Source organism: Cupriavidus sp. R6-3 (assembly GCF_059772245.1).
In genome coordinates this window covers 1-14,657 of record NZ_JCBAJO010000120.1, presented here as the reverse complement: position 1 = coordinate 14,657, position 14,657 = coordinate 1, and the positions used below count along the sequence as shown (strand labels likewise).

Annotated in this window: 12 protein-coding genes; 5 read left to right on the top strand and 7 right to left on the bottom strand. The window is 67.9% G+C overall.

Annotated elements, in window-relative coordinates; genetic code table 11:
- Positions 1-291: 291 nt before the first annotated feature.
- Positions 292-1,164: an MBL fold metallo-hydrolase gene (locus AC6EI8_RS17165; RefSeq protein WP_498382459.1), complete on the bottom strand. Its 873-nt coding sequence runs from the start codon at positions 1,162-1,164 to the stop codon at positions 292-294.
- Between the two features lie 152 nt (positions 1,165-1,316).
- Here AC6EI8_RS17165 and AC6EI8_RS17160 point away from each other — a divergent pair, with 152 nt between their 5' ends.
- Complete coding sequence (locus AC6EI8_RS17160; protein ID WP_149318568.1) at positions 1,317-1,874, top strand: LbetaH domain-containing protein; 558 nt, start codon at positions 1,317-1,319, stop codon at positions 1,872-1,874.
- 100 nt (positions 1,875-1,974) lie between these two features.
- Here AC6EI8_RS17160 and AC6EI8_RS17155 read toward each other — a convergent pair whose 3' ends face one another.
- From AC6EI8_RS17155 to AC6EI8_RS17130, 6 genes are all read right to left on the bottom strand, one after another.
- Positions 1,975-3,141 (bottom strand): glycosyltransferase family 4 protein, encoded by a 1,167-nt coding sequence (locus tag AC6EI8_RS17155; RefSeq protein ID WP_498382458.1) that lies wholly within the window; start codon positions 3,139-3,141, stop codon positions 1,975-1,977.
- Positions 3,134-4,054 carry an NAD-dependent epimerase/dehydratase family protein gene (locus AC6EI8_RS17150; protein ID WP_226106912.1) on the bottom strand — a complete coding sequence of 307 codons (921 nt, stop codon included), beginning with the start codon at positions 4,052-4,054 and terminating at the stop codon, positions 3,134-3,136. The genes AC6EI8_RS17155 and AC6EI8_RS17150 overlap by 8 nt, the downstream gene beginning before the upstream one ends.
- Positions 4,055-4,205: 151 nt before the next feature.
- The gene (locus AC6EI8_RS17145) at positions 4,206-5,351 is read right to left on the bottom strand and encodes a glycosyltransferase family 4 protein (RefSeq protein ID WP_226106913.1); all 1,146 of its coding nucleotides are present in this window, start codon (positions 5,349-5,351) and stop codon (positions 4,206-4,208) included.
- 31 nt (positions 5,352-5,382) lie between these two features.
- Positions 5,383-6,330: a glycosyltransferase family 2 protein gene (locus AC6EI8_RS17140; protein WP_149318571.1), complete on the bottom strand. Its 948-nt coding sequence runs from the start codon at positions 6,328-6,330 to the stop codon at positions 5,383-5,385.
- Positions 6,327-7,088, bottom strand: a complete 762-nt coding sequence (locus tag AC6EI8_RS17135) for a ChbG/HpnK family deacetylase (protein WP_498382457.1) — start codon at positions 7,086-7,088, stop codon at positions 6,327-6,329. The genes AC6EI8_RS17140 and AC6EI8_RS17135 overlap by 4 nt, the downstream gene beginning before the upstream one ends.
- A gap of 20 nt (positions 7,089-7,108) precedes the next feature.
- Positions 7,109-8,314 carry a glycosyltransferase gene (locus AC6EI8_RS17130; protein ID WP_150082810.1) on the bottom strand — a complete coding sequence of 402 codons (1,206 nt, stop codon included), beginning with the start codon at positions 8,312-8,314 and terminating at the stop codon, positions 7,109-7,111.
- 847 nt (positions 8,315-9,161) lie between these two features.
- Between AC6EI8_RS17130 and AC6EI8_RS17125 the strand changes: the two genes are divergently transcribed.
- The 4 genes from AC6EI8_RS17125 (at position 9,162) to AC6EI8_RS17110 (ending at position 14,255) form a co-directional block, all read left to right on the top strand.
- Complete coding sequence (locus AC6EI8_RS17125; protein WP_149318574.1) at positions 9,162-10,094, top strand: response regulator transcription factor; 933 nt, start codon at positions 9,162-9,164, stop codon at positions 10,092-10,094.
- A 265-nt stretch (positions 10,095-10,359) separates the two neighbouring features.
- Positions 10,360-11,541 carry a polysaccharide biosynthesis/export family protein gene (locus AC6EI8_RS17120; protein WP_455423655.1) on the top strand — a complete coding sequence of 394 codons (1,182 nt, stop codon included), beginning with the start codon at positions 10,360-10,362 and terminating at the stop codon, positions 11,539-11,541.
- Between the two features lie 9 nt (positions 11,542-11,550).
- Positions 11,551-12,015, top strand: a complete 465-nt coding sequence (locus AC6EI8_RS17115; protein ID WP_226106917.1) for an arsenate reductase/protein-tyrosine-phosphatase family protein — start codon at positions 11,551-11,553, stop codon at positions 12,013-12,015.
- Positions 12,012-14,255, top strand: a complete 2,244-nt coding sequence (locus AC6EI8_RS17110) for a polysaccharide biosynthesis tyrosine autokinase (protein WP_498382456.1) — start codon at positions 12,012-12,014, stop codon at positions 14,253-14,255. The genes AC6EI8_RS17115 and AC6EI8_RS17110 overlap by 4 nt, the downstream gene beginning before the upstream one ends.
- The last annotated feature ends 402 nt before the right edge of the window (positions 14,256-14,657 follow it).

Sequence of the window (14,657 nt, the reverse complement as noted above, 5' to 3'; positions counted from 1 at the left end):
GGTCGATCCTGCCTTGCCGCTGCCGCCGCTCGAGCGGCCCTGCGCCATCGCGAGCTGGCTCGCCAGCGCGAGGCAAGACGCGGCCACCACCAGCAGATCTCGTGGTTTCATGCTGTCCCTCCTGATTGTCGTGGTGATCTACCCGCTCGCCACGCAAGCCGCATGCCGGTATTTGCGAGCCACCTGCAACATGGGGCTCCTGCGCCGCGCTGCAGCGCTTGCAGAAATTGCTCCACGGGCTTGCATATTTGGGGCCGGCGCGCATCGCGCGTCATCGGCGCCCGGGGGCGATCAAGGCGCCGTGGCAAACGCGCGGGCCGGCACGCGCGCCGAGCGCCGCGACAGCCGTTCGAACTCGACCACGTCGTGGCCGCAGCAGACCGTCATATGGCCGTCGCGCCGTTCCTTGAGCTCGCGCAGATGCCGTTGTGTCGCCAGGCGAGCCTCACGGTCCTTTTCCATCATCCATTGATAGAAGCGCAGCCCCGGCGTGCAGTAGGGCCGCACCGGGTCGAGCTCGCCGTGATGGAAATAGGCGTCGCCCGCCTGCAGCAGCCATTCGCCCTGCGCCTGCACCGCGATGCCGGCATGGCCGAAGGTATGGCCGGGCAATGCAACCATCGCGATCTCGGGCGGCAGACCGTCGAGCGTGCGGACGCGGTCGAAGCCGTACCAGCGCTCGACGACGTCGGGTGCGTAGGTGCGCCAGCGTTCCTGCGTCGACCACTGCTGCGGCCGGAAGCGCTGGCGGTCCAGCCACGTGCGCTGCAGCCGCGCATAGTCGCGCTCGGCCGCCATCAGGTGGACGGTGGCCCAGGGGAAGTCGTCGAGTCCGCCGGCGTGGTCGAAGTCCAGATGCGTCAGCACGATGTGCCGCACGTCGCGCGGATCGAAGCCGAGCGCCTCCACCTGCCGGTAGGCCGTCATCTCGTCGCGGAAATCGGGCCGCAACAGCGTCAGGAAGAAGCCGCTCAGGCGCGAGCGCGGGTCCTGCACGTCGCGCCGCCCCATGCCGGTATCGACCAGCACCAGGCACTCCGGCAGCTCGACGAGCAGGCAGTGGCAGGCCAGCTCGCCGCGCTCGAGGATCGAACGGGAACGTCCGTCCATCAGGCGCCCGCCCAGCGGACAAGTCGAGATGCAGTTCAGATGATGGATCCGCATGAATGGTCTCCTGCACGATCCACCGCTCGTGCAAGTCCCATTCCAGGCCGCCGGGCATCCACGGCGCGGGGTCTGTGACCGGCCGCACCGACCGTCGGCGTGTCCCGGCACACCATCGTCCCATGCGCGCCGCGCGCTTACCGGGACAGCCGATGCTGATTACGCAAGACGATCCGACCATGGGCCCCTCGTTCTCGCTGGGGAACCGCGTGCAGCGGCAGATCTGGAACTGGGTCTGGCTGTTCCTGTTCCGTCCCAGCCCGCGGCCCGCACACGCCTGGCGCGCCGCGCTGCTGCGGCTGTTCGGCGCGCAGCTCGGGCGCCATGTCCATGTCTACCCGGGCGTGCGCATCTGGGCACCGTGGAATCTGCGCATCGGCAACAATGCCGGCGTGGCCGACGGCGTCACGCTGTACAACATCGAGCGCATCGACATCGGCGAATACTGCGTGGTGTCGCAAGGCACGCATCTGTGCACCGGCTCGCACGACTACAACAGCCCGAACTTCCAGCTGATCGCCTCGCCGATCACGCTGGCGCCGCGGGTGTGGATCTGCGCGGAGAGCTTCGTCTCGCCGGGGGTGTCCGTGCCGGAAGGCGCGGTGGTCGCGCCGCGCTCGGTGGTCACCAAATCGCTGCCGACGCCGTGGACGGTCTACGGCGGTACGCCGGCGCGGGCAATCGGCACGCGCAAGCCGCAGGGACGCTGAGTCGCAGGGACTGAACCGCCGAGCCGCGGCGCAGGGTGACGCGGCGGCGCGACGCCGCGCTCACGAGCTCAGGAGCTCAGTTGTTCAACTGCTCAGGCGCTCAGGCGCTCAACTCCATCACGATCTGCTGGTAGGTCTCGGCGAAGCGGCGACGGCGCCGTGCCAGGTCGTCGCGGGCAAGGCGCGCCTGCTCGGCGTCGCTCTCGGACGAGGCCGGACAGGCAAGCGCCTGCGCCATCGCGTCGGCCAGCGCGGGCGCATCGTCCGGGGCGAAGAAGACCCCGCGTGGCGGCGCCTGTTCGCGGTGGACCTCGATATCGGACAGCAGGATCGGCTTGTTCAGCGACCTGGCCTCTTCCACCGTGGTGCTCCATCCTTCGAAGCGCGACGGGTTGATCAGCGCGGCCGCGCCACGCATCAGGCCGGCCAGATCGCCGTGCGGGACCACGCCGAGGAAGCGGAAATTCCGCTGCAGGCCGGCCTCCGCGACGCTGCCCAGCAGGCGCTGGCCATAGCCGGGCTGCCGATGGTCGGCGGTCTGGCCCGTCGACAGCACCAGCGCTTCGATCCCGCGCTGCTTCAGCAGGCGCAGTGCCTCGACCACGATGCCGTGGTTCTTGTGCTGCCACAGCTGGTTCGGCAAATGGAAGTAGGGACCGCGAAAGCCGTAGCGGCGCTCCAGCTCGGACACCGGCGGCGCCGGCGCCAGCGGATTCATGTTGGCCACGAACTGCAGCACGCGGGCGCGATGCGCCTGCGCCGGAAAGCAGCGCTGCAGATCGCGGCACGCGGCGTGGCTGCTGACCAGCACGCGCGCCGAGCCCTGGCACAAGGACGCGAACAGGCGGTCGCGCATCGCGATCTCTTCGCCGGAGAACATCTGGGGCAGATGCAGATGCTGGAAATCGGGAATCCAGCCCAGCGTCGGCACGCCGGCGCGCGGTCCGAGCGGGTTGTGGTGCGACAGCACCGCGATGCCGTTGCGGGCCAGATAGCGGGCCAGCAGCAGGTCCGTGCCGCTTGCCGCCTGGCAGGCCTTGCGCACGTACCACCACGGACGGCGGCGATCGAGCAGCGCCGTGCGATGAACCGGCAGCGGCGGCATGCCTTCGAGCAGGTCCGCCGGCGTGCGCTCGCCGGTCAGGATCACCGGATCGATCGTGCGTCCGGGCAGTGTGTGCAGCGCCCACAGCAGGTTGCGGAAGTAGCTGATGCCGCCGAGCCAGCCGCGATCCTGGAAGGCGAAAACGAAACCGACCCTAGTCATCGCACACTGCCTCGAACCATTGGGCATAGCGCCGCACGCCCGTTTCGAGCCGGATCTGCGGGGCCCAGCCGGTGCTCAGCGTATGACCGATATCGGCGCACTGGTCGCAAGGGTCGCCGTGACGGACCGCCAGCGAAAAGCGCGGATGGCGCGACGGCGCCAGGTCCCGATACAGCAGCGTCAGCACCTGCCTGACCGTGGTGGTCGTGCCGCTGGCGCCGTTGTAGATCGGGCAGGCCGGCGACGCCTGCGCCGCCACCGCGGCCACCAGGCGCGCCGCATCCTCGGCATGCAGCCAATCGCGGCTCTCCTCGCCCGTGCCGCAATAGAGGTCGTCGCGCTGGCCGATCTTGCGGCATGCGTCCCACAGCAGCTGCTTGCGCTGCCCCTCGCCAAAGAGCGAAAAAAAGCGCACCACCGCCACCGACACGCCGAAGTGCGCGCCATACGACGCGCACAACTGCTCGGCCATCAACTTGTGCATGCCATAGGGAGAGGCCGGCCGCAGCGGCGCCGTGCTGCCTTCGCTGGCGGGCAGATGCGCGGCGTTGCCATAGACCGCGGCGCTGGACGGATAGACCACCGGGGTGCGTGGGCAATGCCGCCGGATGTATTCGAGCACGGCGGCGGTCGAGTCGACGGTGCGGGCGTGGTCGCCGAAAGGATCGCGCAGCGATGCCGACACCGACCCGCCGCCGGCGCAGTGCACCAGCAGATCCGGCTCGATCTCCAGCCGCTCCAGGCGCTCGAGACTGACCGGGGCCTGGTGCCAGACCACGCGGCCGGCGCAGGCGCTGCCCGGGCTGCCGTGGCCGAGGCCGACCACACGCCAGCCCGCGGCAAGATAGTGCTCCACGACGTAACCGCCGAAGAAGCCTCTCGCCCCGGTGACCAGTACGGTCTTTTCAGTCATCGTCGATCGCCCTGCAACGTGTTGCGAACCAAAGGTCCTCTTGTGCAGACAATGTAGCGTCCAACATGGCGTCGCACTGTTGCCTCGACCTCATAAAAGGTCAAGTTACTTTTCGTGGGATGCCCGCGCAGTGTGGCGGCCGCGCGTGCCGCTAGGCGCAATGGCTGCGCAGCAGTTGCTTGACCTGCTCGCCGGCGCTGCGCCAGTTCAGCCGTTCGGCGTACTCCCGGTACGCGCCGCGGGCGAGCGCGCCATAGTGCGGCGCGGACTGGAACACGCGCTCGATGTAGTCGCACCACTCGGCCGGATCGGCCTGCAGCTCGAAGGTCATGCCGTTGCGGCGATCGCGTACCGCGGTCGGAATGCCGCCGACCCGCGTGGCCAGCGACGGCAGTCCGAAGGAGCTGGCCTCGGCCAGCACCACGCCGTAGCACTCGGCGGTCGAGGGCAGCAGCAGGAAATGGGCCTCGCTCATCAGCCGCTCGAAGTGGCGCCGGCCCGCTTCCGTGCTCTTGGGCACGAAACCGTGCAGCTTGACGAAGCTGGGTGGTTCGTACGGCGGACGGCAGCCGACCACATGCAGCTCGGTCGGAAGGCCGCGGCGATTCAGGCATTGCGCCACGGCCAGCGCGGTCTCGCCGCCCTTGCGCATCCAGTCCACGCCGACCATCAGCAGCCGGCAGACGCGGTAGTCCTTGCCCAGCACGATCCGCTCGATATCCTGCGAGGTGCGCCTGCATTCGAGGTTGGCGCCGAACGGCACCACCTTGACCTTGGCCGCATCGACGTCGTAGTGGCGCAGCGCGGTGGCCGCGGCCCATTCCGAGCTGAAGATCGCCAGGCGGCAGCGCGACAGCGCCTGCTGCTCGAGCCGATGGCCGTCGCGCAGCGTTTCCTTGCAGAAGTTGCTGAAGCCGGGATAGAAGCCGACCATGCCGTCGAAGGTCGCGTCGGTCCAGATCGCGATCGGACGGTCCGTGTCGAGGCACGACACCGGCAGCGTGCCGGGGCTGAGCACCGCGTCGCAGTGCGCGCCCTCCAGGCGGCGCTGCACGCGCTGCGCGTAGCGGCGCGCCACCGTCGGCGAGCGGTCGCGCTGGTAGTCGCGCCGCAACAGCCGCCGATAGGCCAGCGCCTTGGCGCGCAGCAGGCAGGCCAGCACCGGCCCCTCGTCGACCTTGTCGATCACCTCGGTCTCGATCGCGCTGCTGCGCAGCGCGCGCGGGATATAGCTTGCCGATCCCGACCAGGCGTGGGGATCGGAAGCGTCGTACGTCGTCACGTAGGCCACTCGCATGGTTCTCTCCAGCGGTGGCGGCGCACGCCGGCTACAGGGGTAACTGCATCGCCCGTCTTCGCTGCTCCTGTACCTTCAGCACCACCATGTATTCGTAGATCGATACCAGCACGCAGTAATGAAATCCGGCCTTCCCGTCGATGAAACCGAACTTCAGCAGGTACAGGTACAGAAAGCGCGCCACCGGCCGCATCGGCAGGCGGAACGACAGCTCTTTCAGCGCCCGCCGGCGCGCCGGCGGATCGGAGGCCAACAGCGAGGAAAAACGGAACTTGTCCTCGTCCAGACTGCGGATGGTCTCCAGCGCCTCCCCCATCGAATATTTGTTGTGCTTGTCGAACCAGGCGTCGAAGCCCTTGTTGAAGCTGTAGTGCAGGAAATGATGGCGCAGGAAGCCGACCGACCCGTCGACCACCGGCGCCGGATTGACCAGCCGCTCCCAGCGCACCTTGTCCGGCTGGAAGAAGCGCAGCACCCAGATTGGATAGCCGCCGGCGAAGCGGATCCATTTGCCGAGAAAGTAGTTCTTGTAGCGCACGCGGTAGGCCACGGGCGCTTCGGCCTCGTCGCCCGGCACCCGGTCGGCGATCTCGCGCAGCTCCACCGCCAGCTCCGGGCTGACCACTTCGTCCGCGTCGGAGTAGTAGACCCACCGATGCTTGAAGTCGATGTTCTCGTTGGCCCAGTTCTGATGGGCCGACCAGTTGTCGAACTTGCGCTGGAACACGCGCGCGCCGTGGCGCCGCGCGATCTCCAGCGTCTGATCCGTGCTGTACGAGTCCAGCACGACGACATCGTCGCACCACGACACCGACTCCAGGCACCGTGCGAGGTTCTTCTCCTCGTTCAGCGTCAGGATCAGCACCGACACCTTGGCGGTCTTGCACGGCACGGCATGCGCGCCGTCGGCGGCGGCCTGCGGCGTATCGGGACGCGTCACCGCCTGCGCCGGCAGGCTACGGGCCAGCGGAGCGGTCATTGGCCGTACCTCCGCAGCGCGATGCCGGCGCGCTGCAGCGCCGTGCGCAACTCGGTGGCGCTGACCAGCGGTTCGGTCTCGCAGCGCCGCCAGGGCTCCGCAAAGCCGGGATGGACAGAGATCTCGGTGAGCCCGTCGCGCAGCAGCTCCGGCAGCCGCGCGACCCAGTCGGTGTTGTCGTGATTGATCGCGCCGTAGTAATGGGTATGGCGCAGCCCGTTGAAGTAGCGCTGGCAATAGTTGTTCATCACCGCCTGGCGCGGATTGGCGGTGAAGTAGAAGTTCTGCGGCCGCCGTACCCATTCGAGGCCGGCCCGTTCGAGTTCGGTGCGCAGCGCGCTGATCACGATGGGAAACTTGTGCAGATGGCCGTGGCTGTCGACATGGGTCACCTCGACGCCGTGGTTGCGCAGCTCTTCGAGCTGCACGCGGAACTCGCGCGCGATATCGTCCTCCGACAGCATCCAGGCGAGCGCGCGCACGCGCTGCCGATGGCTGGCGCGAAAGCGCCCGTCGGGCGTGCACAGCGACGAGGTCCGGCCCGCATGCGGCAGATGGCCGTCGACCATGTTGAAATGCAGGCCGAACGAGAAGCGCCCCCGGTTGCGGCGCGCGTAGTCGTACGCCTGCTGCGACGCCGGCCGGCCGGTCATGATGGTGGCGCTGGTCAGCAGCCCGGCCTCGAAGCAGGCAATGGTGGCGTCGCAGGTATCGGCATCCCAGCCGAAATCGTCGGCATTGAGGATCAGTTCTCGCATGTCAGTCTCCCGGTCAACCGCTAAGGGGCCGCATGCGAAAGCGCCGGTCCGGAATCGCGGTCGGCCGGCGGCGCGCCATCGGCGCGGCCCTGAATGATGTCGAGCAGGCGTTGTCCGACCTGCCTGCTCTGGAAGCGCCGCGCGAACGAGGCCGGCGCGGCGGCGCGCATGCGCGCGCGCGTGGCCGCGTCGGCGGCCAGCCATTCGCGCAGCGCCTGTTCGGTGCCGTCGACCGTGTCGGTGCGCACGATGCCCGCGCCGTCCGCCTCGATCTCGCGCCAGATATTGACCTTGTCGGAGATCAGCACCGGCACGCCGCAACCGAGCGCCTCGACCACCGCGACGCCGAAGTTCTCCTGGTGCGAGGGCAGGCAGAACACTTCGGCGGCATGGAAGGCACCCCACTTCTGCGGGCCGGACAGCATGCCGGTCCACACCACGCGCGGGGCGACGCCGACCCTCTCGGCCAGCATCTCCAGGTCCTCGCGCAACGCCGGCGCGCCCGGGCCGGCAATCACCAGCTGCAGCGCGGGATCGACGTTCGCCACGCGCGCGAAGGCCTCGATCAGCAGATCGCAGCCCTTCTTCTCGTGGATGCGCCCGAAGAACAGCACGATGCGCTTGCCCTCGGTCTGCGGAAAGGCCGCGTGAAAGGCCGCGCGCAGCGTGCCGTCGTCGGCCGGGGGCTGCGCGGTGCCATAGGACGCGATGCGTTCGGTGCAGTGGTACCAGGGAAACGACAGGCGCGCGCGCCGGCGCTCTTCGTCGCAGGTGAACAGCACCCCGGTGGCATGGCGCAGCGCGCGGCGCTCGAACAGCAGCCAGTACACCAGCTTCTTCAGATGCTTGAGCGGATAGCGGGTCTTGAACCAGGGGTCCAGCATGCCGTGGGTGAACACGTAATACGGCACCTTGCCGCGCAGCACCCAGAGCGCGGCCAGGCTGTGGAACTGCCAGAGACCTTCGATGATGACCGCGTCGTAGCGCGTGCCGTGTTCGCGCAGCCACGGCAGCAGGCGCGGGTTATAGGTGTAGATGCCCTTCGAAGGCCCCAGCGCGATCACGTTGAGCTCGCTCTCGCGCACCCATGGCGCATTCGGATCGTCGCCGCAGACGACATCGACATGCACGCCGCGTTCGACCAGCGGCATGCGCAACTGCCGCAAGCCTTCGATCGGGCCGCCGCCGGCCGGATTGATAGTCGCAATGATGTGAAGAAGCTTCATGGCCCTGACCGTATCGGCATGCAGCAGGATGGGATGGCGCACAGCGACGAACATGCCGCGCCAAGACGCGCCGTGCTGGCGGGCGGCGCTCCGTGCCACAAAGCGTAGGCAGCGCGATGGGCAAGCTCTGTTCGTTGGCGCACCCAGCGGGCGTGGCGCGACAGGGTCCCGCGCCGGGCGGATGCCCTCCGCACGAACGGCGGCAGGACGGCGGCAGAAGGGTGGAAGCAGGGTGGAGGGAGGGACGATGCGCCCTGCCTCGCGGTCATCATCCTGATGGTGGAGAACCCACTCATCCATTTGGCGGGCCCCCCGTTCGTGGGGCCCCGTCCGTGTGCGCGGCGCGATCCGTGACGGTGCGGGCCGCTGCTGTTTCAGCGCTGTATCGATGGCCCGGGCGAGGCTGGATCTACTGCGATGGGAACGCCATCGGCGATGACACGAGTTTCAACGCTGAAACATTATCGAACGAGCGTTGTTTCATTATTGAAACTCTAATGGGCGCATTTATTCTCACCCATTTGGGGAGGCTGGAAACGCTTATGGATCAAGGGTTACCGGATTATGAAAAGTGGGGGTAATCCCATCCTTCCGGGTCCCTGGGAGGTGACTTGATTTCGACTGACTCAACCCATAAGATGCCCTAAACGGATTAAAGATAAATGTTTTGGGGTGGGGAACAGGGTCGGCTATCGGGGCCGGCGCACCACAGTGGCCTGGTGATGCCGAGACCGACAGACGGGGGGAAGGCCTGAGCCGCTTCGCCGGGAAGTCGCCTGCGATGAGGCAACTGCATTCACCAGTGTATTTACCTGTTTTCCGCCCACAGATACGGGGGAAAAAGAACATGAATGCACTGTTGATTGAAAGCCATCCCTTGCTCCGGCTGGGCCTGCACCAGATGCTGGAGCGCATCGAGGGGATCGATCAGGTCATCGCGATCGATCCCGCCGATGTCTCTCTTCTTGACGGCACCGACGGCGATACCGACCTGATGGTGTTCGGCATGCCGCAGGATGTCGACGCCGGTTGGCAACTGCTGACCCAGGTCCGCCGCGTGCTCAACGCCCAGCGCGTGCTGCTGCTCTCCGATATGGTGCCGCTGCAGGTTCCGGCTGCCGCCATGGCGCAGGGCGTGTGCGGCTGCCTGCCGAAGTCCGCCTCGCTCGCCGTGCTCGAAGCGGCCATTCGCCTGGCGATGGTGGGCGGCTATTTCGTGCGCGGCAACGGCGCGGCGGGCACGCTGTCGTCCTCGCTGCCGGCCGGCTATGGGGGTCCGGTGGTCGCGCCGCCCTCGCTCGGCGTGCGCCCCACGATGACGGGCAGCGCCACCGTGTCGCCGCATCCCGCGATGCCGGCGTCTTCGCGCAGCGGCATCGTGCCGCCGCACGCTGCCGCGGCCGCGCCGCGTCCCGCACCGGTCGACACCGGCAGCGCGGAAGCGACCTACTACGACGAAGCCGAAATGCTGCAGATCACGCCGCGCCAGTACGAGGTGCTGGTGCTGCTGGCGCGCGGCCATCCGATCAAGACCGTCAGCCGCATGCTCAATATCTCGGTGGCCACGGTCAAGAGCCACGCCTGCACGCTGTACCAGCGTCTGAAGGTGCGCAACAAGGGCGAGGCGGTCTACACCGCGCTGCAACGCGGTGCCAAGCTCGAATGGGTCAACGGCGACGGCGCGGCGCCGGTTGCGTCGGTCACGCGCATGCCGCGTCCGGCGAACGAACGCGCGGAGATTACCGAACTGCCGCTGCAGGCCGGAGGCGGCATGCGCTGACGCCAGGCGGGGTTCGAACGAAGGCGGGCCGGATGAAATCCGGCCCGTTTTTTTTGCGTGATACGCGCGCTTGCGCGAGTTCGAACACTGGCAAGCGCGTCCTCGCCAACCCCTTTCGTTCCCCTTGCGTTGGGCTCCCGATCCACTCCGCATCAAATGTGTGACAACGCACCGATACCCAGTGCCTGCGCGGACACGATGGCAGCATCCGGGGGACATGGCCGTGCGCGTGTCCATGTGCAAGTCGCAGTGGGGGGAGGTTGCCATGAAAGCATTGGAACAGCATCAGCAACGCGGTCCACGCAGTGTGCGCCGCGGTCGAGCAGTGGCGGGGCTGGTCGCGGCCGGCGCGATGGGAGCGGCGGCGCTGCTGGCCGGCTGCGCCAGTTCGCCGGGCATGTATTTCGACAAGCAGGCGCCGGTCTCCGCCATCGGCCCCGATGCGGTGCCCAAGATCACGCCGATCACGATGGACCTGGTGCGCGAGCTGCGCAACAACTCGCGCCGCGAGAACGAGAACGTCGAGGAGCTGTTCGCCGCGCCGCAGCCGTATCGCGTCGGCCCGGGCGACATCATCTCGGTGGTGGTGTGGGACCACCCCGAGCTGGTCTTCCCGACGCAGACCTACAGCATCGGCCAGGCCTACGAGCTGCCCGCCACCGGCGGCAGCGCCAACGTGCCCGGCTATGTGGTCAGTCCCAACGGCGACATCCAGTTCCCGTACGCGGGCGTGATGAAGGTTGGCGGCAAGACCGCCAACGAGGTGCGCGACCAGATCGCCAAGGCGCTGTCGCGCGTGGTGCGCGACCCGCAGATGACGGTGCGCGTGCTGGCCTTCCGCAGCCAGCGCGTCTATGTCGACGGCGAGGTCAAGACGCCCGGCATGCTGCCGATCGACGACGCGCCGATGACGCTGGTCGAGGCGCTGAACCGCGCCGGCGGCGTGCTGACGCAGACCGGCGACAGCAGCCGCATCCGCGTGACGCGCGGCGAGCGCAGCTGGTACATCAACATGCCGGCGCTGCTGGCCAAGGGCGTCGACCCGTCGCGCATCCTGCTGCGCAACGGCGACATCGTGCGCGTCGAACAGCGCGAGGACAGCAAGGTGTTCGTGACCGGCGAAGTGCTGCGGCCCACCGCGCTGCTGATGCGCAACGGACGCATGACGCTGAACGAGGCGCTCGGCGATGCCGGCGGCGTGAATCCGAGTTCGGCCAGCGCCGACCAGATCTACGTCATCCGCAAGACCACCGCCGGCGAAGAGCCGAAGGTGTTCCACCTGGACGGCAGCTCGCCGGTGGCCCTGGCCATCGCAGAAGGATTCGAGCTCGAGCCGAAGGACGTCGTCTATGTCGATGCCCGCGAACTGGTGCGCTGGAGCCGCGTCATCAACCTGCTGATTCCGTCGACCCAGCCGGTGATCGGCACGGCCGGCGTGGTCCGATAGGCGGGCGCGATGATCCGAACCATATTGGTGGTCTGCATCGGCAATACCTGTCGAAGTCCGATGGCCGAAGCGCTGCTGCGGCAGGCGCTGCCAACGTGCGAGGTGGCCTCCGCCGGACTGGCACCGCCAGTCGGCGCGGCGGCGCATCCGTGCGCGATCGCGCTGATGGCCGCCGAGGGGCATGAACTGCGCGGGCATCGCGCCCGCGTCGTCGACACGCAGCTGGTGGACTGGGCCGATCTGGTGCTGGTGATGGACCTCGAGCAGCGCGACGAGGTCGAGCGCCGGTTTCCGGATGCACGCGGCCGCGTCTATCGCATCTGCGAGTTCATCGCGGCCGACGTGCCCGATCCCTTCGGCGGTTCGCACAGCATGTTCGCCATCGCACTCGGCTTGATCAAGACGGGCATCGAATCCTGGTCGGTACGCATAAGAGCCATTGCGCCGGCCGAATGTCACGGGGAGGCATCATGAATAGCAACAACATCCGGAGCACCCACTCCGAGCGCGCCGACGAGCGCGATGGCATGGTCGATCTGACCTCCTGGTTCGACGTGCTGGCGCGATACCGCTGGACCTTCCTGACGGTGGCGGGCCTGGTCATCGCGCTCGGTGCGATCTATGCGCTGATCGCGCGCCCGGTCTATCGCGCCGACATCATGGTGCAGATCGAGGAGAGCACCAACACCACCGCGGCGACCAACCGCGTGGCCGCGCAGATCTCGCCGGTGATCGAGGTCAAGTCGGCCGCCTCCGCCGAGATCGAGCTGCTGCAGTCGCGCATGGTGGTCGGGCGCGCGGTCGACAACCTGATGCTGAACATCGAGGCGTCGCCGCGCTACTTCCCGATCGTGGGCCGCGCGATCGCGCAGAACAACAGCGAGCTGTCGCAGCCGGGCCTGTTCGGCTGGGGCGGATTCGCCTGGGGCAGCGAATCGATCGCGGTCAGCGAGCTGACGGTGCCGGCCGAGATGGACGAGCGCAAGATCACGGTGACCGCGCTCGGCAAGGGCGATTACCGCGTCAGCTTCGCCAGCGATCCGGCCCGGGCCAACGGCAAGGTCGGCGAGCCGCTGACGGTGAAGACGGCCTACGGCCCGGTCAACCTGACCATCAGCAAGCTCGATGGCCGTCCCGGCGCGCAGTTCGAACTGCGCCATCTGCCGCGGCTGGCCGCGATCGCCCGCCTGCAGCAGCAGCTTCACATCATGGAACGCGGCAAGCAGAGCGGCGTGATCGGCGTCACGCTCGAAGGCGATTCGCCGCAGCTGACCGCGGCGATCCTGAACGAGATCGGCATGGAGTATGTCGAGCAGAACGTACGCCGCAAGGCCGCCGAAGCCGAGAAATCGCTCGAATTCCTGCAGGGCCAGATGCCGCAGCTGCGCCAGCAGGTCGAGGCCGCCGAATCGCGCTATAACGCGATGCGCAACCAGCGCGGCACGGTGGACCTGAGCGAGGAATCGAAGCTGATCCTGGCGCAGTCGGTGCAGATCCAGACCCGCCTGCAGGAACTGAAGCAGAAGCGGCAGGAACTGGCGATGCGCTTTGTCGGCGACCACCCCAGCATCACCGCGATCGACAGCCAGATCGACAGCCTGACCGCGCAGCTGAACGGCGTCACCGGGCGCATCCAGCGCCTGCCCGATGTCGAGCAGAACGTGCTGCGCCTGATGCGCGACGTCAAGGTCAATACCGAGCTGTATCAGGCCCTGCTCAACGACGTGCAGCAACTCAAGCTGATGAAGGCGAGCAAGGTCGGCACCGCGCGCCTGGTCGATCCGGCCAGCGTGCCGCTCAAGCCGGTGCGGCCGAATCGCCCGCTGATCGTCGCGGTGGCGGTGGGCCTGGGCGTGCTGGCCGGCCTGCTGATGGTGGTGGTGCGCCGCTCGCTCGACGGCGGACTGACCGATGCCGACGAGATCGAGCAGCATACCGGCCTGACGGTCTACGCGACGATCCCGCAGAGCCAGCAGCAGGCGCGCAAGTTCGGCGGCGCCAGGCCGCTGCCTGGCCTGCTCGCGCTGCAGGAGCCCGAGGACCCGGCGATGGAAAGCCTGCGCAGCTTCCGCACCGCGCTGCAGTTCGCGCTGGTCGGGAGCCGCAACCGCATCGTGGTGATCACGGGCCCCGCACCGGGCGTCGGCAAGTCCTTCATCGCCGCGAACTTCGCCGCGATCCTCGGTGCCGGCGGCAAGCGCGTCGCGCTGGTCGACGCCGACCTGCGCCGCGGCGGCCTGAACCACCGCTTCGGCTCGCGCCGCTCGCCGGGGCTGAGCGACGTGCTGCTCGGCACGCCGCTGGACAAGGTGGTGCAGCGCCAGGTCGCCCCGGGGCTGGACTTCATCCCGACGGGGACGCAGGCGCCACAGCCGGCCGACATGCTGAACAGCCCGGGCATGGAGGCGCTGATCGATGAACTGAAGTCGCGCTACGACGTGGTGCTGATCGATTCGCCGCCGGTGCTGGCGGCGGCCGATGCCGGCATCCTGGCCAGCAGGGCGGGTGCGGTCTTCCTGGTGGCGCGCGCCGATGTCACCACGGCGAGCGAGCTGCAGGCGACCGACAAGGCAATCCGCCATGCCGGCGGCGACGTCAAGGGCGTGCTGTTCAACGGCCTGCATGTCGAAGGCCGCTGGTACCGCTCGCACTACCACTTCGGCAAGTATCGCTATATGAACCAGTACAGCGCGATCAAGGCCAAGCGCGCCTGATCCGCACGGGCTTGCACCCTACCGTCGTATCAACGCCGATCCCCGCCGCGCGCGGGGATCGGCGTTTTGTAGGACAGCCGGCGCGCGCCGCGTAGGAACGCGCTGTCGGTCTTTCGGCCATTTGTAAGGAGTTGTTGAAAGGCGGAAACGGCGACGAGCGCTTGCCATCAAAAATCGAGCGGGCGGCAGCATCCTTCGATCGCGTGCCGCCACCGTCGTCCCCGCGGCCCCATCGGCCGCGGGCTTCGTTCGATAACAACTCAAGAGGTCCGATATGTCCCGAAACCTGACTGTGCGCACCCGAACCGCCCTGGCGGCGCTGGCCGCGGGTCTGATCAGCGCGACCGCCTTTGCGCAGGCGCCGATGGCGCCCTCCACCGGCACCGGTGCCGATACCAGCGT

Coding starts and splice junctions, on each gene's coding strand:
- AC6EI8_RS17165 (WP_498382459.1), bottom strand. CDS start 1,164: ATGCGGATCCATCATCTGAACTGCATCTCGACTTGTCCGCTGGGCGGG.
- AC6EI8_RS17160 (WP_149318568.1), top strand. CDS start 1,317: ATGCTGATTACGCAAGACGATCCGACCATGGGCCCCTCGTTCTCGCTG.
- AC6EI8_RS17155 (WP_498382458.1), bottom strand. CDS start 3,141: ATGACTAGGGTCGGTTTCGTTTTCGCCTTCCAGGATCGCGGCTGGCTC.
- AC6EI8_RS17150 (WP_226106912.1), bottom strand. CDS start 4,054: ATGACTGAAAAGACCGTACTGGTCACCGGGGCGAGAGGCTTCTTCGGC.
- AC6EI8_RS17145 (WP_226106913.1), bottom strand. CDS start 5,351: ATGCGAGTGGCCTACGTGACGACGTACGACGCTTCCGATCCCCACGCC.
- AC6EI8_RS17140 (WP_149318571.1), bottom strand. CDS start 6,330: ATGACCGCTCCGCTGGCCCGTAGCCTGCCGGCGCAGGCGGTGACGCGT.
- AC6EI8_RS17135 (WP_498382457.1), bottom strand. CDS start 7,088: ATGCGAGAACTGATCCTCAATGCCGACGATTTCGGCTGGGATGCCGAT.
- AC6EI8_RS17130 (WP_150082810.1), bottom strand. CDS start 8,314: ATGAAGCTTCTTCACATCATTGCGACTATCAATCCGGCCGGCGGCGGC.
- AC6EI8_RS17125 (WP_149318574.1), top strand. CDS start 9,162: ATGAATGCACTGTTGATTGAAAGCCATCCCTTGCTCCGGCTGGGCCTG.
- AC6EI8_RS17120 (WP_455423655.1), top strand. CDS start 10,360: ATGAAAGCATTGGAACAGCATCAGCAACGCGGTCCACGCAGTGTGCGC.
- AC6EI8_RS17115 (WP_226106917.1), top strand. CDS start 11,551: ATGATCCGAACCATATTGGTGGTCTGCATCGGCAATACCTGTCGAAGT.
- AC6EI8_RS17110 (WP_498382456.1), top strand. CDS start 12,012: ATGAATAGCAACAACATCCGGAGCACCCACTCCGAGCGCGCCGACGAG.